Source organism: Thioalkalivibrio sp. ALE12 (assembly GCF_000381105.1).
In the GTDB taxonomy this organism is placed as follows: Bacteria; Pseudomonadota; Gammaproteobacteria; order Ectothiorhodospirales; family Ectothiorhodospiraceae; genus Thioalkalivibrio.
Map to the genome: position 1 here is coordinate 315,546 of NZ_KB905905.1, position 25,014 is coordinate 340,559.

General features: G+C 67.6%; 26 protein-coding genes, 4 tRNA genes and 1 other RNA gene. 22 read left to right on the forward strand and 9 right to left on the reverse strand.

The window, feature by feature from the left end; genetic code table 11:
* The first annotated feature begins 68 nt into the window (after window positions 1-68).
* The 6 genes from wrbA to hpnC all read left to right on the forward strand — a co-directional run bounded on the left by wrbA (window position 69) and on the right by hpnC (window position 5,255).
* A complete protein-coding gene (gene wrbA / locus F614_RS0101490) occupies window positions 69-689 on the forward strand; it encodes an NAD(P)H:quinone oxidoreductase (protein ID WP_019558091.1) in 621 nt (206 codons plus the stop codon).
* A gap of 116 nt (window positions 690-805) precedes the next feature.
* Window positions 806-1,198: a DoxX family protein gene (locus F614_RS0101495; RefSeq protein WP_018867004.1), complete on the forward strand. Its 393-nt coding sequence runs from the start codon at window positions 806-808 to the stop codon at window positions 1,196-1,198.
* A gap of 380 nt (window positions 1,199-1,578) precedes the next feature.
* On the forward strand, window positions 1,579-2,913 hold the full coding sequence (locus F614_RS0101500; protein ID WP_019558092.1) for a TRZ/ATZ family hydrolase: 1,335 nt from the start codon (window positions 1,579-1,581) through the stop codon (window positions 2,911-2,913).
* Window positions 2,914-2,928: 15 nt separating this feature from the next.
* On the forward strand, window positions 2,929-3,672 hold the full coding sequence (ubiG, locus tag F614_RS0101505) for a bifunctional 2-polyprenyl-6-hydroxyphenol methylase/3-demethylubiquinol 3-O-methyltransferase UbiG (protein WP_019558093.1): 744 nt from the start codon (window positions 2,929-2,931) through the stop codon (window positions 3,670-3,672).
* On the forward strand, window positions 3,669-4,358 hold the full coding sequence (gene gph, locus F614_RS0101510; RefSeq protein WP_019558094.1) for a phosphoglycolate phosphatase: 690 nt from the start codon (window positions 3,669-3,671) through the stop codon (window positions 4,356-4,358). The genes ubiG and gph overlap by 4 nt, the downstream gene beginning before the upstream one ends.
* Before the next feature lie 33 nt (window positions 4,359-4,391).
* Window positions 4,392-5,255: a squalene synthase HpnC gene (hpnC, locus tag F614_RS0101515; protein ID WP_019558095.1), complete on the forward strand. Its 864-nt coding sequence runs from the start codon at window positions 4,392-4,394 to the stop codon at window positions 5,253-5,255.
* A gap of 49 nt (window positions 5,256-5,304) precedes the next feature.
* On the opposite strand, the gene F614_RS0101520 is transcribed toward hpnC, so the two are convergent.
* The 3 genes from F614_RS0101520 to hemN all read right to left on the reverse strand — a co-directional run bounded on the left by F614_RS0101520 (window position 5,305) and on the right by hemN (window position 7,192).
* Window positions 5,305-5,502 carry a DUF2283 domain-containing protein gene (locus F614_RS0101520; RefSeq protein ID WP_019558096.1) on the reverse strand — a complete coding sequence of 66 codons (198 nt, stop codon included), beginning with the start codon at window positions 5,500-5,502 and terminating at the stop codon, window positions 5,305-5,307.
* A complete protein-coding gene (locus tag F614_RS0101525) occupies window positions 5,499-5,735 on the reverse strand; it encodes a hypothetical protein (protein ID WP_026329775.1) in 237 nt (78 codons plus the stop codon). Before F614_RS0101525 ends, F614_RS0101520 begins: the two co-directional genes overlap by 4 nt.
* Before the next feature lie 68 nt (window positions 5,736-5,803).
* A complete protein-coding gene (gene hemN, locus F614_RS0101530; RefSeq protein ID WP_019558098.1) occupies window positions 5,804-7,192 on the reverse strand; it encodes an oxygen-independent coproporphyrinogen III oxidase in 1,389 nt (462 codons plus the stop codon).
* Between the two features lie 179 nt (window positions 7,193-7,371).
* Here hemN and hpnD point away from each other — a divergent pair, with 179 nt between their 5' ends.
* The 3 genes from hpnD to F614_RS0101545 are packed head-to-tail and all read left to right on the forward strand — an operon-like array spanning window position 7,372 to window position 10,368.
* The gene (gene hpnD, locus F614_RS0101535; protein WP_018880324.1) at window positions 7,372-8,232 is read left to right on the forward strand and encodes a presqualene diphosphate synthase HpnD; all 861 of its coding nucleotides are present in this window, start codon (window positions 7,372-7,374) and stop codon (window positions 8,230-8,232) included.
* Window positions 8,233-8,236: 4 nt separating this feature from the next.
* Window positions 8,237-9,583 (forward strand): hydroxysqualene dehydroxylase HpnE, encoded by a 1,347-nt coding sequence (gene hpnE, locus F614_RS0101540; RefSeq protein WP_026329776.1) that lies wholly within the window; start codon window positions 8,237-8,239, stop codon window positions 9,581-9,583.
* Entirely contained in the window at window positions 9,580-10,368 is a 789-nt protein-coding gene (locus F614_RS0101545; protein WP_018880322.1) for an SDR family NAD(P)-dependent oxidoreductase, read from the forward strand. Before hpnE ends, F614_RS0101545 begins: the two co-directional genes overlap by 4 nt.
* A 12-nt stretch (window positions 10,369-10,380) precedes the next feature.
* On the opposite strand, the gene F614_RS0101550 is transcribed toward F614_RS0101545, so the two are convergent.
* From F614_RS0101550 to F614_RS0101560, 3 genes are all read right to left on the reverse strand, one after another.
* Window positions 10,381-12,705 carry a YgiQ family radical SAM protein gene (locus tag F614_RS0101550; RefSeq protein ID WP_019558100.1) on the reverse strand — a complete coding sequence of 775 codons (2,325 nt, stop codon included), beginning with the start codon at window positions 12,703-12,705 and terminating at the stop codon, window positions 10,381-10,383.
* A gap of 132 nt (window positions 12,706-12,837) precedes the next feature.
* The gene (locus tag F614_RS0101555; RefSeq protein ID WP_019558101.1) at window positions 12,838-13,236 is read right to left on the reverse strand and encodes a globin; all 399 of its coding nucleotides are present in this window, start codon (window positions 13,234-13,236) and stop codon (window positions 12,838-12,840) included.
* Window positions 13,237-13,612: 376 nt separating this feature from the next.
* The gene (locus tag F614_RS0101560) at window positions 13,613-15,187 is read right to left on the reverse strand and encodes a glutamate synthase-related protein (protein ID WP_019558102.1); all 1,575 of its coding nucleotides are present in this window, start codon (window positions 15,185-15,187) and stop codon (window positions 13,613-13,615) included.
* 117 nt (window positions 15,188-15,304) lie between these two features.
* Here F614_RS0101560 and pdxH point away from each other — a divergent pair, with 117 nt between their 5' ends.
* The 3 genes from pdxH (at window position 15,305) to F614_RS14160 (ending at window position 16,500) form a co-directional block, all read left to right on the forward strand.
* Complete coding sequence (pdxH, locus tag F614_RS0101565; protein WP_019558103.1) at window positions 15,305-15,949, forward strand: pyridoxamine 5'-phosphate oxidase; 645 nt, start codon at window positions 15,305-15,307, stop codon at window positions 15,947-15,949.
* A 91-nt stretch (window positions 15,950-16,040) separates the two neighbouring features.
* Window positions 16,041-16,130 (forward strand) — tRNA-Ser (locus F614_RS0101570).
* A 239-nt stretch (window positions 16,131-16,369) separates the two neighbouring features.
* A non-coding RNA gene (locus tag F614_RS14160) (RtT sRNA) lies at window positions 16,370-16,500 on the forward strand.
* A 246-nt stretch (window positions 16,501-16,746) separates the two neighbouring features.
* Here F614_RS14160 and F614_RS0101575 read toward each other — a convergent pair.
* A tRNA-Val gene (locus F614_RS0101575) sits at window positions 16,747-16,821 on the reverse strand.
* A gap of 236 nt (window positions 16,822-17,057) precedes the next feature.
* Between F614_RS0101575 and F614_RS14750 the strand changes: the two genes are divergently transcribed.
* The 7 genes from F614_RS14750 to F614_RS0101605 all read left to right on the forward strand — a co-directional run bounded on the left by F614_RS14750 (window position 17,058) and on the right by F614_RS0101605 (window position 22,792).
* Window positions 17,058-17,218, forward strand: a tRNA-Ser gene (locus F614_RS14750).
* Between the two features lie 68 nt (window positions 17,219-17,286).
* Window positions 17,287-17,376, forward strand: a tRNA-Ser gene (locus F614_RS0101580).
* Between the two features lie 456 nt (window positions 17,377-17,832).
* Entirely contained in the window at window positions 17,833-19,905 is a 2,073-nt protein-coding gene (locus F614_RS0101585; RefSeq protein ID WP_019558104.1) for a SulP family inorganic anion transporter, read from the forward strand.
* 122 nt (window positions 19,906-20,027) lie between these two features.
* Window positions 20,028-20,717 carry a Bax inhibitor-1/YccA family protein gene (locus F614_RS0101590; protein WP_017941768.1) on the forward strand — a complete coding sequence of 230 codons (690 nt, stop codon included), beginning with the start codon at window positions 20,028-20,030 and terminating at the stop codon, window positions 20,715-20,717.
* A 98-nt stretch (window positions 20,718-20,815) separates the two neighbouring features.
* Window positions 20,816-21,787: a D-2-hydroxyacid dehydrogenase gene (locus tag F614_RS0101595; RefSeq protein WP_018875611.1), complete on the forward strand. Its 972-nt coding sequence runs from the start codon at window positions 20,816-20,818 to the stop codon at window positions 21,785-21,787.
* A 5-nt stretch (window positions 21,788-21,792) separates the two neighbouring features.
* Window positions 21,793-22,011, forward strand: coding sequence for a SlyX family protein (locus F614_RS0101600; RefSeq protein ID WP_019558105.1), 219 nt, complete (start codon window positions 21,793-21,795; stop codon window positions 22,009-22,011).
* A gap of 4 nt (window positions 22,012-22,015) precedes the next feature.
* Window positions 22,016-22,792 (forward strand): class I SAM-dependent methyltransferase, encoded by a 777-nt coding sequence (locus F614_RS0101605; RefSeq protein WP_019558106.1) that lies wholly within the window; start codon window positions 22,016-22,018, stop codon window positions 22,790-22,792.
* 18 nt (window positions 22,793-22,810) lie between these two features.
* Here the strand turns inward: F614_RS0101605 and F614_RS0101610 are convergent, their stop codons facing one another.
* A complete protein-coding gene (locus F614_RS0101610) occupies window positions 22,811-23,371 on the reverse strand; it encodes a hypothetical protein (protein WP_018875614.1) in 561 nt (186 codons plus the stop codon).
* A gap of 73 nt (window positions 23,372-23,444) precedes the next feature.
* Here F614_RS0101610 and F614_RS0101615 point away from each other — a divergent pair, with 73 nt between their 5' ends.
* Genes F614_RS0101615 through cyaY form a run of 3 tightly spaced genes read left to right on the forward strand, consistent with a single transcriptional unit; the run spans window position 23,445 to window position 24,543 of the window.
* Window positions 23,445-23,780, forward strand: a complete 336-nt coding sequence (locus tag F614_RS0101615) for a hypothetical protein (RefSeq protein ID WP_018875615.1) — start codon at window positions 23,445-23,447, stop codon at window positions 23,778-23,780.
* The gene (locus F614_RS0101620; protein ID WP_018867023.1) at window positions 23,780-24,166 is read left to right on the forward strand and encodes a DUF423 domain-containing protein; all 387 of its coding nucleotides are present in this window, start codon (window positions 23,780-23,782) and stop codon (window positions 24,164-24,166) included. Before F614_RS0101615 ends, F614_RS0101620 begins: the two co-directional genes overlap by 1 nt.
* A gap of 53 nt (window positions 24,167-24,219) precedes the next feature.
* The gene (gene cyaY / locus F614_RS0101625; protein ID WP_018867024.1) at window positions 24,220-24,543 is read left to right on the forward strand and encodes an iron donor protein CyaY; all 324 of its coding nucleotides are present in this window, start codon (window positions 24,220-24,222) and stop codon (window positions 24,541-24,543) included.
* 34 nt (window positions 24,544-24,577) lie between these two features.
* Here cyaY and F614_RS0101630 read toward each other — a convergent pair whose 3' ends face one another.
* The gene (locus F614_RS0101630) at window positions 24,578-25,012 is read right to left on the reverse strand and encodes a hypothetical protein (protein ID WP_019558107.1); all 435 of its coding nucleotides are present in this window, start codon (window positions 25,010-25,012) and stop codon (window positions 24,578-24,580) included.
* Window positions 25,013-25,014 lie beyond the last annotated feature (2 nt).

Below are 25,014 nucleotides of genomic sequence, written 5' to 3' on the forward strand. Positions count from 1 at the left end.
TTTCTTTCGTATAAATCGGATCTAGGCTGACGGATATTCGATTCCCGACAAACGGAGGCCCGTCGACCATGAGCACCAAGATCCTGATCCTGTACTACTCCACCTGGGGCCACATCGAGCAGATGGCCGAGGCCGTGGCCCGGGGGGCCCGCGAAGTCCCGGGTACCGAGGTCACGATCAAGCGTGTCCCGGAACTGATGCCGGACGAGGTGGCCCGCAACGCCGGCGCCAAGCTCGACCAGGCCGCACCCATCGCGAAGCCGGAGGAACTGGCGGACTACGACGCCATCATCATCGGCACCCCGACCCGTTTCGGCCGGATGGCCGCCCAGATGGCCAACTTCCTCGACCAGACCGGCGCCCTGTGGTTCGGTGACAAGCTGGTCGGCAAGGTCGGCAGCGTGTTCGGCTCCACGGCATCGCAACATGGCGGCCAGGAGACGACCCTGGTCTCCACCATCGTCAATCTGCTGCACTACGGCATGACCGTGGTTGGTCTACCCTACACCGAGAAGCGCATGCTCGACGTCAGCGAGGTCTGCGGCGGCACGCCCTACGGTGCCACCACGCTGGCCGCCGGCGACGGCTCGCGCCAGCCGAGCGAGAGCGAACTGGGCATGGCCGCCTCCCAGGGCCGGCACGTTGCGGAGGTCGCCCGCGCCCAGCGCCTTGGGCGCGAGGCCGGCTGACCGAACCGGTCCGCGACCCAGGGGCCCTCATCGTGATGCCCCCCGAACCCGACCCGGGGCAGATGCCCGGGTCTTAACGCGGGCCCGGCCCGCCCTGCTACAAGGAGAGTATCGACATGGACCACACCCTCGACGACAGCGGCAAGCTGATCCTGCGACTGGCCCTCGGCATCATGATCCTGCTGCACGGCATCGCGAAGATCACAGGTGGCATCAGTGGCATCGAAGGCATGCTGGCCGACGCCGGACTCCCGACCATCCTGGCCTACGGCGTGTACGTCGGCGAGATCCTGGCCCCGATCCTGGTCATCCTCGGACTCTATGCACGCATCGGCGCCGTACTCATCGCGATCAACATGGTCTTTGCCATCGCTCTGGCGCATGCCCACGAGGTCTTCCAGCTCACCGGCCACGGCGGCTGGGCCCTGGAACTGCAGGGGATGTTCCTGTTCGCGGCCATCGCGCTGGCCCTGACCGGCCCCGGCCGTTTCGCGATCAACCGCCAGTAGTCCTAAAGGAGACGCTGATTGAATCGCGCGGCCGCGTTGGTGCCCCCTGTTTTCCGAGACAAGGCGCGTCGTGCAGCGGGTAGTGGTTCTACCCGCAAGTGGCGCAACGCTGGCTCGGGGAACAGGGGGCACCAACCCGACAAGTGATTGAAAGAGCGGGCTCGGCCGCCCGTTGTTGATCGAAAACGGGCGCGCGCACGGCGTTGCGGCTCCCTTGTGCAGAATGACTGCACGGCGGTCACCGCGCCTTGTTCGCACGCAAAAGCGACTCGAGCGCGGACGCGCGATTCAATCAGCGTCTCCTTAACGCCCCGGGGCGGCGCAACTACGCCCCTTTCGGGTACCATGCGCGACCCTGTATCCCGCGCAGACCGTGTCCCATGAACCAGACCCAGACGCTGATCCTCGGCGCCCCCCAGATTCTCCCGGTCATCCCCCGCGACACCATCTTGCGGGATCACGCCCTCATCATCCGCGACGGCGTCATCCAGGCGATCGAGCCCACGGAGACCGCCCGCGCCCGATACCCCGATGCGGAGTACCGCGACCATCCCGGGCACGCCCTGATTCCCGGCCTGGTCAATGCCCATACCCACTCGGGGATGAGCCTGCTGCGGGGCATCGGCAGCGACCACACCCTGATGGACTGGCTCAAGCGCTACATCTGGCCGGCCGAAGGCAAGCTGCTCTCGCCCGAGTTCGTGCGCGCCGGCACCCGGCTCTCGGTCGCGGAGATGCTGCGTGGCGGCACCACCTGTTTCAGCGACATGTACCTGTTCGTGGAGGACGCGGCGCGAGTGGTCGACGAGACCGGTATCCGCGCCTCCCTGGGCCTGACCGTGTTCGATTTCCCCACCCCCTGGGCGAGCACGGCCGACGAGTACTTCCAGCGCGGCGCCGACGTGGTGACCGCCTGGGGCCGACACGAACGGATCGCCTTCAATGTGGCCCCGCACGCGCCCTATACCGTTGGCGATGCGAGCCTGGAGCGCGTGGCCGGTCGCGCGCGCGAACTCGACGCCCCGATTCACATGCATGTCCACGAGACGGCCAGCGAGGTCGCCGACGCCGTCCGTGACCACGGCGAACGGCCCCTGGCGCGCCTCGCCCGACTCGGCATGCTGGACCAGCCCTTCATCGCTGTGCACATGACCCAGGTGGACGAATCCGATCTGGACCAGCTGCGCGACCGGCCGGTGTCCGTCGCCCACTGCCCGGAATCCAACCTGAAGCTGGCGTCCGGGTTCTGCCCCGTCGCGCGTCTGCAGGAAGCCGGGATCACCGTCGGCCTGGGCACCGATGGCACCGCCTCCAACAACGATCTGGACATGATCGGCGAGATGCGCACCGCCGCCCTGCTGGCCAAGGCCGTCAGCGGCGACGCCGCGGCGCTGCCCGCCGCCTCGGCCCTGGAGATGGCCACCCTCGGCAGCGCCCGCGCCCTGGGGCTGGACGACCGCATCGGTTCGCTGGAGCCCGGCAAGCAGGCGGACGTGGTCGCGGTGGACCTGCAGGCCCTGGAGCTGCAGCCGGCGCACGACCCCAGCGCGCAAATCGTGTATGCCGCCACGCGGGATGCCGTACGCGACGTCTACGTGGCCGGACGCCCGTTGCTGCGCGACCGGGAACTGCTTACGCTGAACGTGCAGGACCTCCGCGCCGAAGCCGATGACTGGCGCATCCGGGTGCTGGAAACCCAGCAGCCCATTGCCTGAGGGGAAACCGATCCCATGAGCCCGCAGACTCAATCCCGTTCGCAGACGCACGCCAACGTCGATAGCGCCGAGATCCACAAGTTCACGCACCGCGCCCGCGAGTGGTGGGACCCCAGCGGCCCCTTCGCCACCCTGCATGCGATCAACCCGCTGCGCCTGGAGTGGATCGACGCCCAGGCCGACCTGACCGGCAAGAAAGTGCTGGACGTCGGCTGCGGTGCCGGCATCCTGTCCGAGGCAATGGCGGTGCGCGGCGCGCACGTCACCGCCCTGGACGCCGGTGCCGAACACCTGGAAGTTGCCCGCGAGCACGCCCACGAAGCGGGGTTAGAGATCCACTACCTGCATACCACCGCCGAGGCCCATGCCGAACACCACGCCGGCGACTACGACGTGGTCACCTGCCTGGAGATGCTGGAACACGTGCCCGACCCCGAAGCGGTCATCGATGCGCTCGTGAAGCTTGTGCGTCCCGGCGGCTGGCTGTTTCTGTCCACGATCAACCGCACGCCGCGGGCCTTCGCCGAGGCGATCGTCGGGGCCGAATACCTGCTGAACATGCTGCCCGCCGGCACCCACGAGTACGGCCGCTTCATCCGGCCCTCGGAACTGGGCGCCGCGCTGCGCCGCCATGGGTTCGAGGTCACCGCAATGACCGGGCTGACCTATTCGCCGCTCAGCGGTCGCTACCGCCTGGTGGGGCGCACCGACGTGAACTACCTCATGGCCTCCCGCCGGGGCGACGACACCACCGCATGACGCGCGATCTGGGTTCGCTCCTGTTCGACCTCGACGGGACGCTGCTGGATACCGCGCCGGACATGCATGCGGCGCTGGTCACCCTGATGGCCGAATACGACCGCGCGCCGCTCCCTTTCCAGGCGGTGCGCAACCATGTCTCCCACGGCTCGCAGGCCCTCGTCGCGCTCGCCTTCCCCGACGCTGATGTCGACTTCACGGAACATCTGAAGAAGCGCTACCTGGAGATCTACGCCCGCGACCTGTGCCAGGCCACCGCCCTGTTCCCCGGGTTCGCCGAGCTCCTGGACCGCTGCGAGGCCCGGGGCTGGTCCGTCGGCGTGGTCACCAACAAGCCGGGCTGGCTCACCGTTCCACTGCTGGAGGCCCTCGGCCTGCGCTCCCGCATGGCGGCCGTTGTCAGCGGCGATACCCTGCCCCAGCGCAAGCCTGACCCCGAACCCATGTGGCTGGCGGCGCGGCAAACCGGCCTGCCCCCGGAGCGCCACTGCTACTGGGGCGATGCCGAGCGCGACATCGCGGCCGGACGCGCCGCCGGCATGCCCACCCTGATCGCCAACTGGGGCTACATCGACGCGGACCAGCAGCCGGATCAATGGGGCGCCGACGGCGCCCTGGAGCAACCCGACGATTTCTGGGCCTGGTACAACGGCGCCCCCGCCCCGGAGCGCAGCCTTGCCGGCTGATCACGCCCGCCACCCCGCGGGGGCTGATGGTTGATGGAACCCCGGATCCGCCAGGCCTATCGCCACTGCCGTCAGCGTGCCACGGCGCACTACGAGAACTTCCCTGTGGCCTCCTGGTTGCTGCCCGGCCGCCTGCGCGACCCGGTGGCGGCGATCTACTGCTTTGCCCGCGACGCCGACGACCTGGCCGACGAGGACCCGCGCCCGGTCGAAGAACGCCGCCAGGCACTGCTGGCCATGCAGGAACGCGTGCAGGTCCTGGAGGACCCGGCCGCGGAACACGATCCCGAATGGATCGCCCTGGCGGATGCCCGCGCCCGTTTCCACCTGCCGGCGGCACCGTTCTCCGACCTGATCGATGCCTTCCTGCAGGACCTCGACCAGACGCGCTACGCGACCTTTGGCGAGGTGATGGACTACTGCCGGCGTTCGGCCAACCCGGTCGGGCGGCTGCTGCTGCATCTGAACGGGAACCCGACCGAGGAAATGCTGGGCCATTCCGACGCCATCTGCTCGGCCCTGCAACTGATCAACTTCTACCAGGACCTGCAGCAGGACCTGGAGGAGAACAACCGCATCTACCTGCCGCAGGAGGAGATGGACCAGTACGGCGTCACCGAGGCCATGCTCGCGGCCGAAAAGACCACCTTCCAGCTACGCAATCTGATGCAGTTCCAGTACGCCCGCGCCGATCGCCTGCTGCGGGCCGGCGCGCCCCTGGGCGGGATGCTGCGCGGGCGCATGGGGCTGGAAATCCGCGCCATCATCAATGGCGGCGCCCGCATCCTCTGGCGCCTGCGCCAGCAGGACGACGTCTTCGCCCGCCCGCGCCTGCGCACCCGCGACGCCTGGATCATCCTGGGCCACAGCCTGCGCCCGCGTCGGCGGAGCCGGTGACGAGCGGTCTTCTAACCCCCCATACGCCTTTCGTGTAGCGTCCTTCGCGTCAGGCAGCGATACCCTCGACCGTGAGATGCTGCAGGTCCGTCCGTTCGCTCGCGTGTTCAAAGGTGATGGCGCACACCGCTCCTTCCGCGTCGACATCCAGGGTCGTGTTTTCATCGAGGGAACGCGTTTCCGCCACGCGATCGCCTCGAAACTCGATGTAAAGCGTGTCCGTATCCCCGAAATACTGCAGCTTCATCGTCTGAACCCTCGATCAAAAAAGGCGTTGTGAACGGTTTCCCCGTCCGCCAACAGCACGACACGGAGGTAGCGTTCTTCTGCCTCGTCTATCAAAGCCCATCGGCGGATCCGTCCATCGCCCTGCACTTCTTCGTACAGCGGCTCGTCGATCGCCTGAACGATCCATTCGTCCCGGATCATACGCCGATCGGGTCTCGCCCTTACGGCTTCGAAATAGCGTGTCGTCTTCACCGCAACATCCTTGTTGGCGGTCGTCCTCCCTCAAGTCTTTCGGCGACCCCTCATCGCCGTCAAGTCCGTCACACCACTTTGCTGTAGCGCGGCTGCCCTTCGGTGCCCAGATAGGCATCGAATGCCATGGCCACGTTGCGCAGAAGCAGGCGGCCGCGTGGCAGCACATCCAGCCGCCCTGCCTCAATGCGCACCAGACCGTCGGCCTGCATACCTTCCAGACGCCCTAGCGCGTCCGCGAAGACCTCGCCGAACACGATCCCGTGGCGCGCCTCGATCGCGGCAAAGTCGATCCGCGAGTGGCACATCAGTTCGCTGATCACGTCCCGCCGCAGGCGGTCGTCGGCACTCAGCTCCAGCCCCCGAAAGACCGGGAGGCGGCCCGCATCCAGGCGGGCGTAGTAGGCATCCAGCTCGCGCAGGTTCTGGCTGTAGGTCGCGCCGACCTTCCCGATGGCCGTGGGACCCAGCGCCACGAGATCGTACTCCGCACGGGTGGAATAGCCCTGGAAGTTGCGCTGCAGCGTCCCGGCTCGCTGTGCCTCGGCCAGCTCGTCGTCCGGCAAGGCAAAGTGATCCATCCCGATGTAGACGTAGCCCGCCGCGGTCAGCCGCTCGATGGTCGTCTCCAGGATCGCGAGCTTCTCGGCTGCATCGGGCAGGTCCGCCTCGCGGATCTGGCGCTGCGTCTTGAACATCTGTGGCAGATGGGCGTAGTTGTAGATCGCCAGGCGTTCCGGGCGCAGTTCGAGGGCACGCTCCAGGGTGCGGGTGTAGGTCTCCACCGTCTGCAGCGGAAGCCCGTAGATCAGGTCGAAGTTGGTGGACTCGAACCCATGGGCCCGGGCCTGCTCGACGGCGCGCGCGGTGACGTCGAAGGGCTGGATGCGGTTGACCGCCCGCTGCACGTCCGGATCAAAGTCCTGCACGCCGAGGCTGATGCGGTTGAAACCCAGTTCGCCCAGCAGCGGAATCGTCCCGGGTCGCACCGCGCGCGGGTCGATCTCGATGGAGAATTCGCGCGCGGCACTGTCGTCGAGGCGGAAGTGGCGCCCGAGCAATGCCATCACCAGGCGCAGATCCTCGTCCCCGAGATAGGTCGGCGTGCCCCCGCCGAAGTGCAACTGCCCCACCGTGCGCTCCGCATCAAACAGCTCGCCCTGCAGCTCGGCCTCGCGTTCGAGATACGCGAGATAGCGCTGTGCCCGCTGGTAGTTGCCGGTAATGACCTTGTTGCAGGCACAATAGAAGCAGACCGTGTCGCAGAACGGGACATGCACGTACAGCGACAGCGGACGCGCCGGGTCCGCCCCGTTGGTGGCCTGCGCCGCCTCGGCATACGCGCGGTCGTCGAAACCCTCGTGGAACTGGGGTGCCGTGGGATACGACGTGTAGCGAGGTCCGCTCACGTCATAGCGACGCAGGATCTCCGGATCAAATACCAGGCGCTGCTCCATCGGGTCCCCCTCGAGCGTGTACCGCCCATTTACGGCATCGGACCACCACAGGCTACGACCACGACCCGGTAGCGGGCTTGATACAGGTCAACAATCCGCCTTCGGGGGCAATCTCCCGCCTCGCGCACTGCCTGTGCTAGCCTTCCCGTCCCTGTTCGACACCCGCCACGCGAGAGCGCATGTCCCCCGACGAGTATTGCGAGGAGAAGGCCGCACAGAGCGGCTCCAGCTTCTACTACGCCTTTCGCTTTCTGGAGCCCGACCGGCGCCGCGCCATCACAGCGCTGTACGCCTTCTGCCGGGAAGTGGACGACATCGTCGACGAGGTCCGCGAGGAGAGCGTCGCCCGGACCAAGCTGGACTGGTGGCGCCAGGAGATCGAACGCCTGTTCGCGGGCGAACCGCGTCATCCTATCTCCCAGGCACTGCAGCCCCACATCGCCGCCTTCGACCTGGGCCGCGAATATTTCGACGAGATCATCGACGGCATGCAGATGGATCTCGACTACGACAGCTACCCGGATTTCACCACCCTGTCGCTGTACTGCTATCGAGCCGCCAGCGTGGTCGGCATCCTGTCCGCCCACATCTTCGGCTACAGCGACCGGCGCACGCTGAAGTACGCCCACGACCTCGGCATGGCCCTGCAGCTCACCAACATCCTGCGCGACGTCCACGAGGACGCCATGCGCGGCCGCGTCTATATCCCGCTCGACGAGCTGCGCAAGCACGGGGTCAAACCCGAGGAGTTCCAGGTCAACATCACCGATGACCGTCATCGCGCCCTGTTCGCGGAACAGGCCGAACGGGCGCGGCGCTACTACGACAGTGCCGAGGAACACCTCCCCGCTGCCGACCGCTATCCCCAGCGCCCGGGCCTGATCATGGCGGCGATCTACCGCACCCTGCTGGACGAGATCGAGGACGACGGCTTCCGTGTTCTGGAACACCGCGTACGTCTGACCCCGATCCGCAAGCTTTGGATCGCCTGGCGCACCGCCCGGCGCCTGAAACGCGAGCATCGCCGCCGCGCGGCCTGACTCCATGGCCTCCAGCCCTCCCGCGAACCCTGTCGCCGTGGTCGGCGCGGGCTGGGCCGGCCTGACCGCAGCCCTCGCCCTGGCGCGCGCCGGACACCCCGTACACCTGATCGAGGCCGGCAGGATCCCCGGCGGGCGCGCCCGCAGCCTGGAGCTGGACCACACCCCACTGGACAACGGCCAGCACATCCTCGTGGGGGCCTGCCAGCAGACCCTGGAACAGATCCGCGCGGTCGGTATCGACCCCGACTCGGCCTTTCACGCCGTCCCGTTCGGCCTGCGGATGTTCGACCCCGACCGCCGGCCAGCATCCCCGGCCTTCGCGCTCGAGCCCCGCTCGCCCCGGCTGCCGGCCCTGGCCGCGGCCCTCTATCGTTCCCTCCCCGGCCACGCCACCGGCATCCGGCTGCGCGCCCTGTTCGGCGCGGCGGCCCTGCTGCACCGTCCCCTGCGACACGACCTCCCGGTGCTCGACTGGCTGCGGCGCCACCACCAGCCGGAAGCCCTGATCCAGCGGCTGTGGGACCCCCTGTGCCTGGCGGTGATGAACACCCCGACCCGCCTGGCCTCCGCGCGGATCTTCCAGAACGTGCTGCGACGAGCCCTGAATCACGGGCCGGAGGCCGCACGCCTGCTGATCCCCGCGCGCCCCCTGGGCGAGGTGTTCCCCGACGCCGCCATCCGCGAGCTGCGGGCCCGGGGTGCGCGCGTGGACCTTGGCCGCCGCATCACGACGATCCAGCGCGACGCGACACGCCCGGATGCCCCTTATCGACTGCACGATCGCCAGGGCGACACCAGCAGCGCCCGCGCGCTGATCCTGGCCACCACGCCCACCGCCACCGCCAGCCTGTTGCCAGCGGACGCTCGATGGGGCGCCACGCATCAGGGGCTCAAGGCCATGGGCGCACGCAGCATCTGCACCGTCTACCTGCGCTACCCGCGGCGGTTGACAGACCGGCCCCCTCTCCAGGGGCTGCTCGGCCAGCATGGCCAGTGGCTGATCCCCCGGCACGTCGCGGGCGCCCCGCACTGGCTGGCTGTCGTGATCTCGGCCGCCGACGACCTCGAACCGTTGACGGCGGATGCCCGATGGCGCACCGTCGCCCGCTCGCTGGCACGGACCTTTCCCGAGCTGGGGGAGCCCGCAGCCGGTCACTGCGTCTGCGAGCGCCGCGCGACGGTGGACGCCCGGGTCGATCTGGATCGGCACCGTCCACCGCCCCGCACGCCCTGGCCCGACTGCTACCTGTCAGGGGATTACCTGACCCACGCACTGCCGTCGACGCTCGAAGCGGCCATACAATCTGGACTAGAATCGGCGCACCTGTTCCTGGAGGACCATCCTTGACCGACCTCGATATCCCTCGCCTCCTCGCCTACCGTCCCGAACCGGGCGCCTTTGACCAGCGCGTGATCCTCGTCACCGGCGCCGCCGACGGCATCGGCCGGGCAGTCGCCGAGGCCTGCGCCGCCGCCGGCGCCACGGTGGTCCTGCTGGACAAGGACCTGAAGGGCCTGGAGGCGGTCTACGACCGGATCGAACAGGCCGGCCAGCCCCAGCCCGCGATCTACCCGCTGAATCTCGAGGGGGCTACGGTCAAGGATTACGGCGACCTGGCGGAGAACATCCGTGACTCGCTGGGTCGCCTCGACGGCCTGGTGCTGAACGCCGGCTGGGCCGGGGCCCTGATGCCGATGAAGAACTACGACCCGGAGCTGTGGTTCAAGGTCATCAACAGCAACCTGCACGGCCCGTTTTTCCTGACCCAGGCTGTGCTGCCCCTGCTGGAGGCCAGCCCGACCGGAAGCCTGGTGGTCTCCACCCAGAACGCGCGCAAAGCCTTCTGGGGGGCCTTCGGGATGGCCAAGGCAGCGCAGGACGCCCTGATCGACATCCTGTCCCATGAGCATCGCAACGAGCCGCGCTTCATCCACGTCAATGGCGTGGACACCGGTCCCGTGCGCACCCGTTTCCGGGCCGGCCACTATCCGGGTGAGAACGCGGAACTGCTGCCCGAACCCGAGGCGGTGGTGGGCCCCTACCTGTACTTCCTGGACCCCGGCGACCGCACCACCACTGGCCTGAACCTCAGCCTGGAAGGCCAGGTACCGACGCCCGACGCGTCGGCCTGAGCCACTGCGCCGTCAGGCGCGCGGCCGCTTGCCGGCCGGGCGCCCCTTCTTGCGGAGCTTCCCGGCACCAGCCCGCGGCTTGCCACCGTGGGGCGCCGGCGAACGGCCGCCCGCCTTGCCCGCCGACGCGGCCCCGGCCTTTGGTTTCGCCCCCGGACGGGCCGCGGCCTCCACCCCGTTGTGCTGGGTCTGGAAGGTCTGGCCACGCTTTTTCAGAGCCTTCCCGCCGCGGGTCATCCGCCCGCCCGTGGATGGGCGCGCCGCGCCCTGCCCCGTCCCGGCCGGCTGCCAGGTCGGCACCAGATGGTGCTTCCCGTTCCCGATCAGATCGGCCCTCCCCATGCGCTGCAGGGCATCGCGCAGCAGCGGCCAGTTGTTCGGGTCGTGGTAGCGCAGAAAGGCCTTGTGCAGGCGGCGGGCGCGGAAGCCCCGGGCGACCGGCACGCGTTCGCTCGCCTTGCGGCGGATGCCACGCAACGGATCCCGGCCCGAGTGCCACATGGCCGTGGCGAGAGCCATCGGGCTGGGCAGGAACGCCTGCACCTGGTCGGCGCGAAAATCATTGCGCTTGAGCCAGAGCGCCAGTTGCAGCATGTCCTGATCGGTGGTCCCCGGGTGCGCGGCAATGAAATACGGGATCAGGTACTGCTCCTTCCCTGCCGCTTTCGAGTATTTCTCGAACATGGCCTTGAACCGGTCATAGGTGCCCATGCCCGGCTTCATCATCCGGGATAATGGGCCCTTTTCCGTATGTTCCGGCGCAATCTTCAGGTAACCACCCACATGGTGGGTGACCAGCTCCTTCACGTACTCCGGGGACTCGATCGCCAGGTCATAGCGCAGCCCCGAGGCGATCAGGATCTTCTTGATCCCCGGTAGCGCGCGCGCCTTGCGGTAGAGACGGATGAGCGGGGCGTGATCGGTATCCAGGTTACTGCAGATCCCCGGGTACACACAGGACAGCCGCCGGCAGCTCTGCTCGATCTTCGGGTCCTTGCAGGCCAGGCGGTACATGTTGGCCGTCGGCCCGCCCAGGTCCGAGATCACACCCGTGAACCCGTCCACCTTGTCGCGGATCTCCTCGATCTCGCGCAGCACGCTGTCCTCCGAGCGGCTCTGGATGATCCGCCCCTCGTGTTCGGTGATCGAACAGAAGGTACAGCCACCAAAGCACCCGCGCATGATGTTCACCGAGAAGCGGATCATCTCCCAGGCCGGGATGCGGGCATCACCGTATGCCGGGTGCGGGGCGCGGGCATAGGGCAGGTCGAACACCGCGTCCATCTCGGGGGTGGAAAGCGGGATCGGCGGCGGGTTGAGCCAGACCTCCTTGTCGCCATGGCGCTGCACGATCGCCCGCGCGTTGCCCGGATTAGTCTCCAGATGCAGTACCCGCGAGGCATGGGCATACAGCACCGCATCCCCCTTCACCTGCTCAAACGCAGGGATGCGGATCACCGTCTGGTCGCGCGGCGTGCCCCGCGGGATCTGCCGCTGAAAGCGCACGACCTTTGTGCCCGGCTCGCCCTGTACCGCCGAGCTGTCCTGCCCTTCGGCATCGGCACAGGTTGCCGTCGAGACCATCGCGTAGGGGTCGGGGTTGGCATCCACCGGCCCCGGCGTATCGACCTCGCTGGAGTCCAGTTCGACAAAGCCGGCGGGGACCGCATCCCGCAGGAAGGCCGTGCCCCGCAGATCCGTGATCTCGCGCGGGTGCTCGCCCGCGGCCACGCGATGCGCCAGCTCCACCAGGGCCCGCTCGGCATTGCCGAACAGCAGGATGTCCGCGCGCGAATCCAGCAGCACGGAGCGGCGCACCTTGTCCTGCCAGTAGTCGTAATGCGCGATCCGGCGCAGGCTGGCCTCGATACCGCCGGCCACCACCGGCACATCCTTGTACGCCTCGCGGGCCCGCTGGGCGTAGACGATCACCGCCCGGTCGGGACGCTTGCCGTGCACGTCTCCCGGGGTGTAGGCGTCGTTGGAGCGCAGCTTCCGCTCCGCGGTGTAGTGGTTGACCATCGAGTCCATGTTCCCGGCAGTCACGCCAAAGAACAGGTTGGGCCGCCCCAGGGCGCGGAAGGGCTCGGCGGACGTCCAGTCCGGCTGCGCGAGGATGCCGACCCGAAACCCCTGCGCCTCCAGCAGCCGCCCGATGATCGCCATGCCGAAGCTCGGGTGATCGACATAGGCATCGCCGGTGACCAGCACGATGTCACAGCTGTCCCAACCGAGCGCGTCCATCTCCTCGCGCGTGGACGGCAAGAACGGTGCCGTGCCAAAGCGCTTGGCCCAGTAAGGCTTGCGGGCAAACAGGGTCTCGGGGGCTGCGGACATCACCAGGCTTCTTCCGGCGGGCGCCGGCAACGGGAAAACCCAGCATTACACGCCCCGGGCGCAGCGAGATCAACAGGGCATGACCGTGGGCGGGGCTTCACAGCCCAACCCCCGGCTCGGACGCGCCTCGCGTCAGTAGCGTTCGATGAACAGGTCGATGGCCGGGCTCAGCGCCCCGCGCCAGCGCTGGGCGAGGGATTCGTCCCAGCGGGGATCCACCTCGCGCGCGGTCTCCACCATGCAGTCCAGCCACACTCCGTACAGCTCCGGCGCGACCGGCACCCGGCCATGACGGCTGTGCACCTCGGCCATCTTTTCCATGGTCGGCGCCACAAAGCTCTCGCCCTCCGCGTAGCTGATCGCGGTGGAGACCGCCTGCCCCAGGGCCCGCTTCTGCTGCGACCAGTTCGTGGTCGCAAAGGCCTGCGCCACCCGCTCGTCCGCCGCGAGAAAGCGTTCATAGAAGCGGTCCACGAAGTTGCCGGCCCGCCGGCAACGCCCGTAGCTCTGGTGCACATCGGAGTAGCTCATCCAGATCCCCCAGTCCCGAAAATGCGCGAGTGTAACGGGATTGCTCCGGCGGGTGCTGATCCAGATCAAGCTCCGGGCAGTACCATCTGCTATCAACTGCCTTCTAGGGAGACGCTGATTGAATCGCACGTCCGCGCTCGAGTCGCTTTTGCGTGCGAACAAGGCGCGGTGACTGCCGTGCAGTCATTCTGCACAAAGGAACCGCAACGCCGTTCCCGCGCAAAAGCGGCCGAGCCCCTGCTTTCAATGGCTTGTGGGGTTGGTGCCCCCTGTTCCCAGATCCTGCGTTGCGCCGCTTGCGGGTAGAACCACTACCCGCTGCACGACACGCCTTGTCTCGGGAAACAGGGGGCACCAACGCGGACGTGCGATTCAATCAGTGTCTCCCCAGCACACCCGCGTACTGGATACCGGCCAGCCGCGCCAGGTCGCGATCGAACGTGGTCAGGTCATTGGGCCCGAAGTCCTCCAGGCTGGCATGCCCGCAGGCCCGCGCCAGCACCTTCATCAACTCCGTGGAGCCCTCCAGAAACCGACCCAGACGTTCCGCCCCTTCCTGCGGATCCAGCCGGGCGCGCAGGGCCGGATCCTGCGTGGCCACGCCACTGGGACACTGGTTGGTATGGCACATCCGCGCACCCACGCAGCCAACGGCCTGGATCGCCGAGTTGGCCAGGGCAATACCGTCCGCGCCCAGCGCCAGGGCCTTCACGAAATCCGCCGGCGTGCGCAAGCCGCCCGTCACCAGCAGCGTCACGCGACCGGAGACCCCGTTCGCGTCCAGGAATCGACGCGCGCGGGCCAGCGCCGGGATGGTGGGCACGCTAATGTGGTCGCGCAGCAGGGCCGGTGCCGCGCCCGTGCCACCACCGCGGCCGTCGAGGATCAGGTAATCGGCCCCGGCCTCCAGGGCAAACGCCAGGTCCGCCTCGATGTGGTTCGCCGAGAGCTTGAAGCCCACCGGCACGCCGCCGGTCTTCTCGCGCACCGCGTCGGCAAAGCGACGGAAATCAGCCGGCGTCTGCAGGTCCGCGCTCGCCGCGGGTGAATGGGCATCCTGGCCGGCCTCGATCCCGCGCACCCGCGCGATCTCGTCGCTCACCTTGCTCCCCGGCAGGACACCCCCAACACCGGTCTTCGCCGCCTGGCCGGCCTTGAAGTGAAACGCCTGGACCTTGTCCAGTACCGCGTCGGAGTAGCCAAACCCGGCGGGACCCAGCTCGAACAGGTAGCGGGAATTCTCCGCCTGCTCCGCATCCAGCATGCCGCCCTCGCCAGAGCAGATGCCCGTCCCTGCGCGCTCGGCCCCGCGCGCCAGGGCGATCTTCGCCTCCCGCGACAACGCGCCAAAGCTCATGTCGGACACCAGCAACGGGATCTTCAGCTCCAGCGGCCGCTTCGCCTCCGGCCCGATCACCAGCGACGTCCCGATCTCGGCCCCCTCGTCCAGCGGCCGCGTGGCCAGTTGTGCCGCCAGCAACTGCATCCCGTCCCAGCTCGGCAGCCGGTCCCGCGGGACCCCCATGGCGACCGTGGTCCCGTGTCGTCCCACACCCTCCAGTCCATCCCGCGCCAGCGCGTGGATCCACTCGACATGCGGCTCAGTCTCACTGTTGTGCGGGCTCGGCGCCCGATCCCCGGGCTCGGCTTCACGTGCTTCGCCCTCGGTGTCAGCATCCGCGGCACTCGCCGGCCCGCCGACTGCATCGGCCTCGAACTGCGCATGGGTCCCGTCACAGTACGGCAGGTTCCCGGACTGCTTGCACTGACACAGGTAGGCCTCGCCATCCTCTTGTGCGGTGAATACCAGAGGCTCGATGCCCGTCCCCTGGTGCGAACCGTCGCAGAACGGCTGATCCTGCGAACGCCCGCAGCGGCAGAAGGCGCACTCCTCGCCCTTTTTCAGCTCCACACCCCGGGGTTCCACTGCGGCGATAATCGGCTCGGCCATCGTATGCTCCTTGCGTTCTGTGATCGTCCCCCAGTGTGACAGCGAAACCGCGACAAATTTCCGAATCCGGCGCGCCGCCGTATGATGGGCGCCTCTCGCTCAAGCACGAGGCCCCTCATGACGACCGCCGACCACCGCCACACCCGCCGCGACTACACCCGCGCGGAACTGCGTCGCAGCGACCTTCAGGCCAACCCGCTCGGCCTGCTCAACGACTGGCTGGAGGCCGCGCGCGAGGCCGGCAACCCCGACCCGACCGCCATGATCCTCGCCACCGCCGATGCCGATGGCCAGCCGTCCGCACGCACGGTCCTCCTGAAGCATGTGGATGCCGACGGACTTGCCTGGTACACCGACTCGCGCAGCCGCAAGGGCCAGGACCTCAACGAGAACCCGCGCGCCGCGCTCCTGTTCTACTGGCCGGAAACCGAACGCCAGATCCGCGTCGAGGGGCCCGTCGCCGCCCTGCCCGCCGATCTCGCCGATGAGTATTTTCACCAGCGTCCACGCGGCAGCCAGCTCGCCGCCGCCGCCTCCACCCAGAGCCACCCGGTCGCAAACCGCGACGAGCTGGAGCAACGCGTACGCGCGCTGGAACAACAGTATCCAGATGGCGACATCCCGCGCGACCCCGCCTGGATCGGCTATCGCCTGCAACCGGAGCTGTTCGAGTTCTGGCAGGGGCGCGCCAATCGCCTGCACGACCGGTTCCAGTACCACCGCGTCGGGAGCGACTGGGAGATCACCCGCCTGATGCCATAGGCATCCCCGGCGGCCGCTACCGCTCGCCCGGCCGAATCTGCTAGGATTCGCTCCGCCGTGGCGGCTCGACCCCGCCCGGTTCAGCAAATACGGAGAGGTGCCGGAGCGGTCGAACGGGGCGGTCTCGAAAACCGTTGTACTCTCGCGAGTACCGAGGGTTCGAATCCCTCCCTCTCCGCCAGATTCAAGCACAGGGGGCCCGAGTGGCCCCTTTTGCATGTATAGCCCCAACGTTCTGGGATTCGAACCCGAGGAATTAGAGAAGATGGTTCGACCGGTGGCGCGCAGCGACACCGGAACGCCGCAGCGCAGCGAAGGCGGCCCGGAGGGCGGCGACCACGTCGCCGTAATCCCTCCCTCTCCGCCAGATCAAAGCAAAGGGGCCTGAGTGGCCCCTTTCGCATGTCTGGCCCCTGAGGTTTCAGGATTCGAACCCGAGGAATCGAAAACGATGGTTCGACTGGCAGCGCGCAGCGATGCCAGAACGTCACCGCAGGTGACGACCCGAAGGGCGAGGCACCTCGTGCCGAGTAATCCCTCCCTCTCCGCCAGATTCAAGCAAGGGGGCCCCAAGTGGCCCCTTTCGCGCGTCTGAATACCCCCAATTACGGCGAGAATCGAAACCGACCATCCGACTGGCAGGCCACGGAAATGCCGGAACGTCGCACCGGGGAGACACGGCGCACCGGAGTCACGGCAGGCGCCTGTGCCAGCCCCGGACGATCCGGCCTCGGGCCCTCCACGCGCACAAAAAAAGCGGCCCGGTTTCCCGAGGCCGCTTTCCTTTGATCCGAATCTGGTGGGCGGTACTAGGTTCGAACTAGTGACCCCTGCCGTGTGAAGGCAGTGCTCTACCGCTGAGCTAACCGCCCGGAGCGCGGACAAGATTAGGGTTCGCGCGAGCGAACGTCAAGCATTGTGTGCCGCATTTCCCCGTGATCCTCGGCTCCATCGAGCGGCGCAGCCGCCGCAGGACGTTGCCGTCAGGCAACGCCCGAAGGGTGAGGCCCACAGGGCCGAATCCATCCCTCCCTCTCGTGGCCGCCAGGCCACGCAGCGCGCCCACCGGTTGTCAGCCCGAGCCCCGTACCAGACAATGCCCGATCTCGGAGAGGTGGCAGAGCGGTTGATTGCACCGGTCTTGAAAACCGGCAGGGGTGAAAGCCCCTCGAGGGTTCGACAAGGCGGCGCAGCCGCCGCAGGACGTTGCCGTCAGGCAACGCCCGAAGGGTGAGGCCCACAGGGCCGAATCCATCCCTCCCTCTCATGGCCGCCAGGCCACGCAGCCCGCCCACCGGTTGCCAGCCCGAGCCCCGTACCAGACAATGCCCAGCCTCGGAGAGGTGGCAGAGCGGTTGATTGCACCGGTCTTGAAAACCGGCAGGGGTGAAAGCCCCTCGAGGGTTCGAATCCCTCCCTCTCCGCCAGATTCCAGCAAGAAATCCAAATGCTATCTAACGCATGGGCCAACCCCGCCAATCCGGGATTCGAACCCTCGAGATCCAACGCTCGGGTTCGACCGGCGACGCACAGCGACGCCGGAACGCCGCCGCGAGGTGGCGGCCCGAAGGGCGGCGCCCGCGGCACCGTAATCCCTCCCTCTCCGCCATTCCCCCACCCCACTCGCCGCACCCTCCCCGCACCCCACACATAGCCCATCTAACATGTTTCACATAGAACAAGTTAGATAGAAGAAAATGACTGAAGGCACTATAATCGGCGCCGTTTTCCCGCTTGCGCCCGCGAACCTCCAGCGGGCCCAGCTCCGGCTGCCAGTTCTGTGACGACGGCCCTGGCACGCCCTGGCCCGGAATGCCTTCCGGCGCCCCAGCCCTGGTTTCGGCCGTCGTCGTTTCTCACGAACTGGCCAAGCGAGTGACCCGATGAATCCGATCCTGCTGCGAGTGTTTCCCTTTCTCGGCTGGCGCCCGACCAAGCAAACCCTCAACGCGGATCTCATCGCCGGGATCTCGGTCGCCCTGGTCCTGATCCCGCAATCCATGGCCTATGCCCAACTGGCGGGGCTCCCGCCGGTCTACGGGCTGTACGCTTCTCTGCTTCCTGTCATGGTGGCGGCCCTGTGGGGCTCTTCGAATCAGCTGGCGACCGGCCCGGTGGCGGTAGTTTCCCTGCTGACAGCCTCGGCACTGATACCGCTGGCGGCCGAAGGCTCTTCCGAATTCATCATGCTCGCCATCGCCCTGGCGTTCATCGTTGGCGTGATCCAGTTGATGCTGGGGCTGTTCAAGCTGGGTGCGCTGGTCAGCTTCATCTCGCACCCGGTGATCGTCGGATTCACGAATGCGGCCGCGATCATCATCGCCCTGTCCCAGGTAAACAAGATTCTGGGCGTGCCGATCGATACCAGCGGCCATTTCATGCTCGGTCTCTGGGGCGTGCTCATGGAACTGGGCAGCGTGCACTGGCCAACCCTTGCGTTCGGGATAGGCGCGATCGCCCTGATGGTCGCGATGAAGCGTTTCACGCCCAAGATCCCCGGCGTGCTGGTCGCGGTGGTCGTGGCGATCGTCGCCAGCTGGGCGATCGGCTACGAACAAAAGGCCGAGACCTCCATCGAGCAGATCGCCCCGGCCGAGGTCCTGACCCTTGCCCAGAACATCGAGCGCGAAAGCGCCCGCCTGGCCGACCTCGACGACCAGATCCGACGCCTGGAGGCCGAACTGCAACAACAGGAAGGCGCCGAGGCCGTCCGCCTGCGCCACGAGGCCGACCAGTTGCGCCTGGAGCGCGAGGAACTGCGCCCAGAACTGGCGACCATGCGCGACGAGATCCGCGACCTCACTCTGCGACGGGTGCCCGGCACCGATGACGAACCCGCCCGCTTCATTGCCGACGAACACCTGACCGACGCTGAACGCGAGCGCGCCGACCGGGCTGCCTGGCGCATCGAGCGTGTGGGCGACGACACCGTGCACCTGAACGGGGGCGGAGCCGTGGTCGGGAATGTGCCTCAGGGCCTTCCCGGCTTCTCGATTCCGGAGATCAGCTTCGGCACGTTCACGACACTCCTGACCACCGCCTTCGTCATTGCCCTGGTGGGCTTTACCGAAGCCATCGCGATTGCCAAGGCCATGGCGGCCCGGACCGGCCAGCGGCTGGACCCCAGCAAGGAACTGATGGGTCAGGGCCTGGCGAATATCGCGGGTGGCTTCACCCAGGGGTACCCGGTCAGCGGCTCGTTCTCCCGCTCGGCCGTGAACCTTAATTCCGGCGCGAAGACCGGACTCTCGTCGGTCTTCACCGCCGTGATCATTGGCCTGGCGCTGCTGTTCCTGACTCCGTTGATCTATCACCTGCCGCAGGCGGTCCTCGCAGCCATCATCATGATGGCAGTGGCCGGCCTGGTGAACTTCAAGGCGATCAAGCACGCGTGGGTGGCCAACAAGCACGACGGCGCCGCCGCGATCGTGACCTTCATCGCCACGCTCGCCATGGCCCCGAACCTGGACTACGGCATCCTGACCGGTGCCGGCCTGGCCATCGTGCTCTACCTGTACCGCACTATGCAGCCGCGCGTATCGGAGCTGGCCCGCTACGAGGACGGCACCCTGCGCGAGGCCCAGCGCTATGGCCTGGAGACCAATGAGAAGGTCGGCATGATGCGCTTCGACGGCTCGCTCTACTTCGCCAACGTGCCGTACTTTGAAGACGCAGTGCTCGACCTGGTAGCACGGCACCCGCAGGCCAAGTACCTGATCGTGGTCGGCAAGGGCATCAACGAGATCGATGCCTCCGGCGAAGAGGTCATCCATCAGCTGGTGCATCGCCTCAAGGCGCGCGGGATCACGCTGGTGTTCGCCGGGGTGAAGGCGCAGGTCATGGAGGTGATGCAGCGCACCGGGCTGGACGAGATCATCGGCGAGGACAACATCTTCAAGTCCACCGATCACGCCGTGAAGACGATCTCCGAAAAGGTCGGCGAACCCATCAAGTAGGGGACGCCAGCGCCCGTTGCCCCACGGCCGGCCGGATCTCCCGGACCGGCTGTGGAAACACTGCAACCGGGCGCGCTTATCGCTACACTGTGGCTCATTCGAATGCATTGAGGAGTTGACCCGTGTCCCGAGACCAGATCGTCCGCTCGAGTCGCAACCCGTCCAGCACTGGCTCCATCAGCGAGACCATCTCCACCAACAAGGTGATCCGGCAGACCTACATGCTGCTGTCGCTCACCCTGGCGTTCAGCGCGGTTACCGCGTTCATCGCCATGGCAGTCAATGCGCCGCCGGTACACTGGATCATCATGCTGGGCGTGCTGATCGGCGGCCCGTTCGCCATCCACGCCGCGCGCAATTCGGCACTGGGCATCGTCCTGACCTTCGCCTTCACCGGCGTGCTGGGCTTCTTCCTCGGCCCGATCCTGAGCATGTATCTGGGCCTGCCCAACGGCCCGCAGATCGTCGGCAACGCCTTCGCCGCCACGGCCATCGCGTTTGTCACGCTCTCCGGCTACGCCCTCGCCACCAAGAAGGACTTCAGCTTCCTCGGCGGCTTCCTCGTCGTCGGCCTGATCGTGGCCCTGCTGGCCATCGTCGCCAATCTGTTCCTGGCGATCCCGGCGCTCTCGCTGGCCATCTCGGCCGCGGTCGTCCTGCTGCTGTCCGCGGCCATCCTGTTCGACACCAGTCGGATGATTCACGACCCCGAGGCCAACTACATCGTGATGACCGTCTCGCTGTACGCGAACCTCTACGTGATGTTCCTGCACCTGCTGAACCTGTTCCACGCCTTTATGGGTGACAACTAAGGGTCCAGCGCCAACCGAAGGAACTCGTTCAAGGGCCCCGCCGCGCGGGGCCCTTTTCGTTGGACACCGCTTACGCAGACTCCCGGGGACTTCGGCCCATGACCCAGCTCCAGCGCGGCGTCTTTCTCGACCTGAACACGGTTGACCGGGACGACCTCGACCTCACCGGGCTACGCGCCTGCCTGCCCGAGTGGACCTTCCACGACCGCACGCGACCCAACCAGTGCGCCGAACGGATCGCGGACGCCGATGTCGTGATCACGAACAAGGTCGAACTGGATGCCGATCTGCTGGCCGCCGCGCCCCGCCTGCGACTGATCTGCGCCGCCGCGACCGGCTTCAACAATATCGACGTGGCCGCCGCCCGCCGACAAGGCATCGTCGTCAGCAACGCGCGCGACTACGCCACAGACTCCGTGGTGCAGCATGTCTTCGCCCTGCTCCTGACGCTGGTCACGCGGCTGGATGACTACCGAGCCGACATCCGCGCCGGACGCTGGAGCGCCTCGGATCAGTTCTGCCTCCTCGACCACCCGATCGGCACCCTGGCCGGGATGCGCATCGGGATCATCGGGTGGGGGGTGCTGGGCCGGGCCACCGCCCGTCTTGCCGAGGCCTTCGGCATGGAGGTACGGGTTGCGCAGAGTCACGATCCCGCGCAGCAGACGCACGCGGATCGCCTGCCGCTGGAGCGCCTGCTCGCGGAGTGCGATGTGATCAGCCTGCATTGCCCGCTCACGCCCGCAACGCGCCACCTCATTGACGACGACGCACTGCGCCGAATGCGGCCGGGAAGCATTCTGCTGAACACGGCCCGCGGCGGTCTCGTTGACCCTGAGGCCCTGGCGCGTCACCTGCGCAGCGGTCATCTCGGCGGCGCGGGCATCGACGTCCTGGAACCGGAACCCCCGCCACCGGGTCATCCGCTGCTGGCAGACGACATCCCGCGCCTCGTGCTGACCCCGCATACCGCCTGGGCGGCGCGCAGCGCCCGTCAGGGGGTGATCGACGAAGTCACGCACAACATCCGCAGCTTCGCATGCGGTTCACCGCGCAACGTGGTGGAATGACGCACATGGACACCGACCCCCTGCAACAGCGAATCGAGGACCTGGAGATCCGCCTGGCCCACCAGGAATACACCCAGGAGGAGCAGGCCCGCATCCAGATGGAACTGCAGCAGGCCAATGCCGACCTGCGCCAGCAGGTCCAGTGGCTGCGCGACCGCCTGCGCGAGCTTGAGGAACGCGGGGGCGGGCCCGAAGGCGCCGAACCACCCCCGCCGCACTACTGACCCCATGGCGCTGACCGTACGCGCGGCTCCGGGCTGCGACAGCGCTGCCGACGCACTGCGCAAGGCCCTCGAGGCGCGCGGCTACCGGCACGGCGGCGCGGCTCGGCTGGTCCTGGAAACGGGCGATCACGGCCTGCAGCTCATCCGCGAGGACGTCCACCCGGCGCTGCGACTGCACCTCGACTTCCCGGCCGGACGCCAGGGCTATCGACTGGCCCATGCCGGCCATCAGCGCGAAGGGCTGATCCGCGCCTTCGGCAAACTCCCGCGCGACGGCCACGTACTGGATGCCTCCGCCGGTCTCGGGCGCGACACCCTGCTGCTGGCCGCGCACGGCTTTCGCGTGACCGCCTGGGAACGTCACCCCGTGGTGTATCGCCTGCTCGCCGATGCCCTGGCGCGCGCTGCAACTCACCCGGATCTGGCCCCGGTCATCCAGCGCATTACCCTGCTCGAGGGCGTCGCCGACCCCACGGCCGTGAGCCCGCCCGCGATGGCCGCGGTCTTCGACCCCATGTTCCCGGAGCGCGCCAAACGCGCCGCGGTCAAGAAAGACATGCAACTGATCCAGGCGCTGATGGCGGATACGGCCGACCCCGACGCCGAACAGACCCTGGCCACCCTGCGCGGCCACGTGGAACGCCGGGTGATCGTAAAACGCCCGCTGCACGCCCCGGCTCTCGGACCGGACGCGCCGCAGGCCAGCGTCAAGGGCAAGAGCGTGCGCTTCGACCTCTATTCGGCCACGGGGCCCGCCGAAGCGACCGCGGCGTCCGGCTGATATCGCTCCTCGCCCGTTTCAGGGGCTGCCCAGGATCAGCCGGTCCTCCCCCGCGAACCGGTAGTCCGGGATGGGCAGGTTACGGCGGGCGTTCTGATCCGCGTAGACCCGCCCCGCCCCGTCATAGCGTCCGCCCCGGCAACGATCGACGAACCCGCCACTCCAGCCATCGGCTTCGTCCGGGTGCACCAGGTCCAGCTCGCAGCCCAGGTCCGTCCCCTCACCGATCACCACCAGCCATTCGGGGCGAAAGCTGCGCAGCGGCAGGTCCAGCCCGTCCGGCTGCTGACCGCGGCGCGCAGCGGGATCGACCAGTTCCTCGTCGCTCGCCAGCGCGCCCTGCCAGGCCGCATCCCGGTGGACCACCAGGACATGCCGGTTCCCGTGGACAAAGCGTCCCGCCTCGCCCGGCGCGATCTCCGCAAGGTCCACCCGAAGGGTGTCGCCACGGGTGTCCACCGATCCGGAAAATGCATACCGCAGCATAACCCCCACCAGCAGCAAGGCGGCCCCCAGCACCATCAGCTTCATGAGCCCGCGGATCCGCACCCGCGTCAGTGAATCGTTCCCGGTTTGCACCCTGATCTCCGTTTTTCTCGCCCACCGGCGAAAACGCTTTGCCTGAGCCCTAGTCGCCCCTACACTATGCGGCATGAAAGGACCCAACCGTTCCAACCGCACCTACGTCGGCCTGTACAACGACATGTACGGCGGCATGACCCCCATCGGCAATTTCATCCGTGATGCCTGGGTATTCGGCATCCTCCCGGAGACCGAAACCTGCGACGGCTGGGATGTCTCGCGCATCCAGATGCTGCACGACCAGGTCAATGCCGAATGGGACAAGTACGACCTGCGTATCAGCAATCTCCCGCCAGAACTGCGTGAACGCCATGAACGCATCCATCAGGAAGCGATCGAGCGCGCCCGGGAACACGGCTGGGTCGCCGGACAGGACATCGATAGCGAGATGGGCGACGACGCCTGATGGTCGCCGGCGAGCCCCTGATTCGCCCCCTGATCGTCATCGCCAGTCTGCTGGGCGGGATCGCGGTCGTGCTCGGTGCCTTCGGCGCCCACGCCCTCCAGGAACGCCTTTCGGAACACGCCCTGACGACCTGGCACACCGGCGTTCAGTACCACTTCATCCATGCCCTGGCCCTGCTGCTGGTCGCCGCCCTGTGGGCGCAGCTGGCCAACGGCTGGGCCGCCGCCAGCGCGGTGGCCTTCGTGATCGGCATCCTCCTGTTCTCGGGCAGCCTGTACGCCCTCGCGCTCGGGGCACCCCGCATCCTCGGGGCGATCGCGCCACTGGGCGGGACGGCCTTTATCCTCGGCTGGGCGGGGTTGGCCATTGCCGCCTGGCGCGGCTGACCTATAATCGCGCCCTGCCTGACCCCAACCTTCACCACCGGACCGAGCGCCCCATGAGCCAGACCTCCTTCGCCGTATTCGCCGAGAAAGCCCTGGACGACATCCAGACCCGCCTGAGCGACCAGAGCGCGCTGGACGACCTGGATATCGACCTGATCGACGGCGTGATGACCATCGAATTCGACGACGGCGCCCAGCTCATCCTGAACCGCCAGGAGGCCGCCGAACAGATCTGGCTGTCCTCCCCCGAGGGTCCGGCCCACTTCGGCTATTCCGAGGAGGAAGGTGCCTGGATCGATGACCGCAACGGCGAAGACCTGCACGCGACCCTGGTGCGCGTGATCGAGCAGAAGCTGGGCGTGCCGGTCGAACTCTGAGGCGCCGCCGCCGGGCGCCCGAACTCGACAGCTCCTAGTCGCCCTTGCCAGACCCCTTGTCGGCATCGTCCTGCCCGGATGCGGCGCGATCCGTGGTCCGATCGGCGGCGGCGGGCGGCTCGTCTTCCAGCGCGCGCAGATGCGCCTCGACCTCGGCCAGCACCGGGTGCGGCTTATCCTGTTCCAGCGCCACGTCGATCGCCCGCAGCGCCTCCACCGCCTGCGGGTCGCCCCGCAGCGGCATGCGTGCCACCCCCAGCGCCAGCATCCGGAACTGGCGGAATACCAGATAGCTGACGGTCGCCACCACCAGGGCACCCCACATGTTGTCCTGGAACCACAGCCACACCGCTACACCGTAGCCCCCGAAGGTCAGCACGAAGATCCCCAGCGCAACGCGGTGGGAATGGGCCACGATGCCTTCCAGCACCTCGCGGTTGCGGATCACGAAATCACGTTCGAAATGCAAGG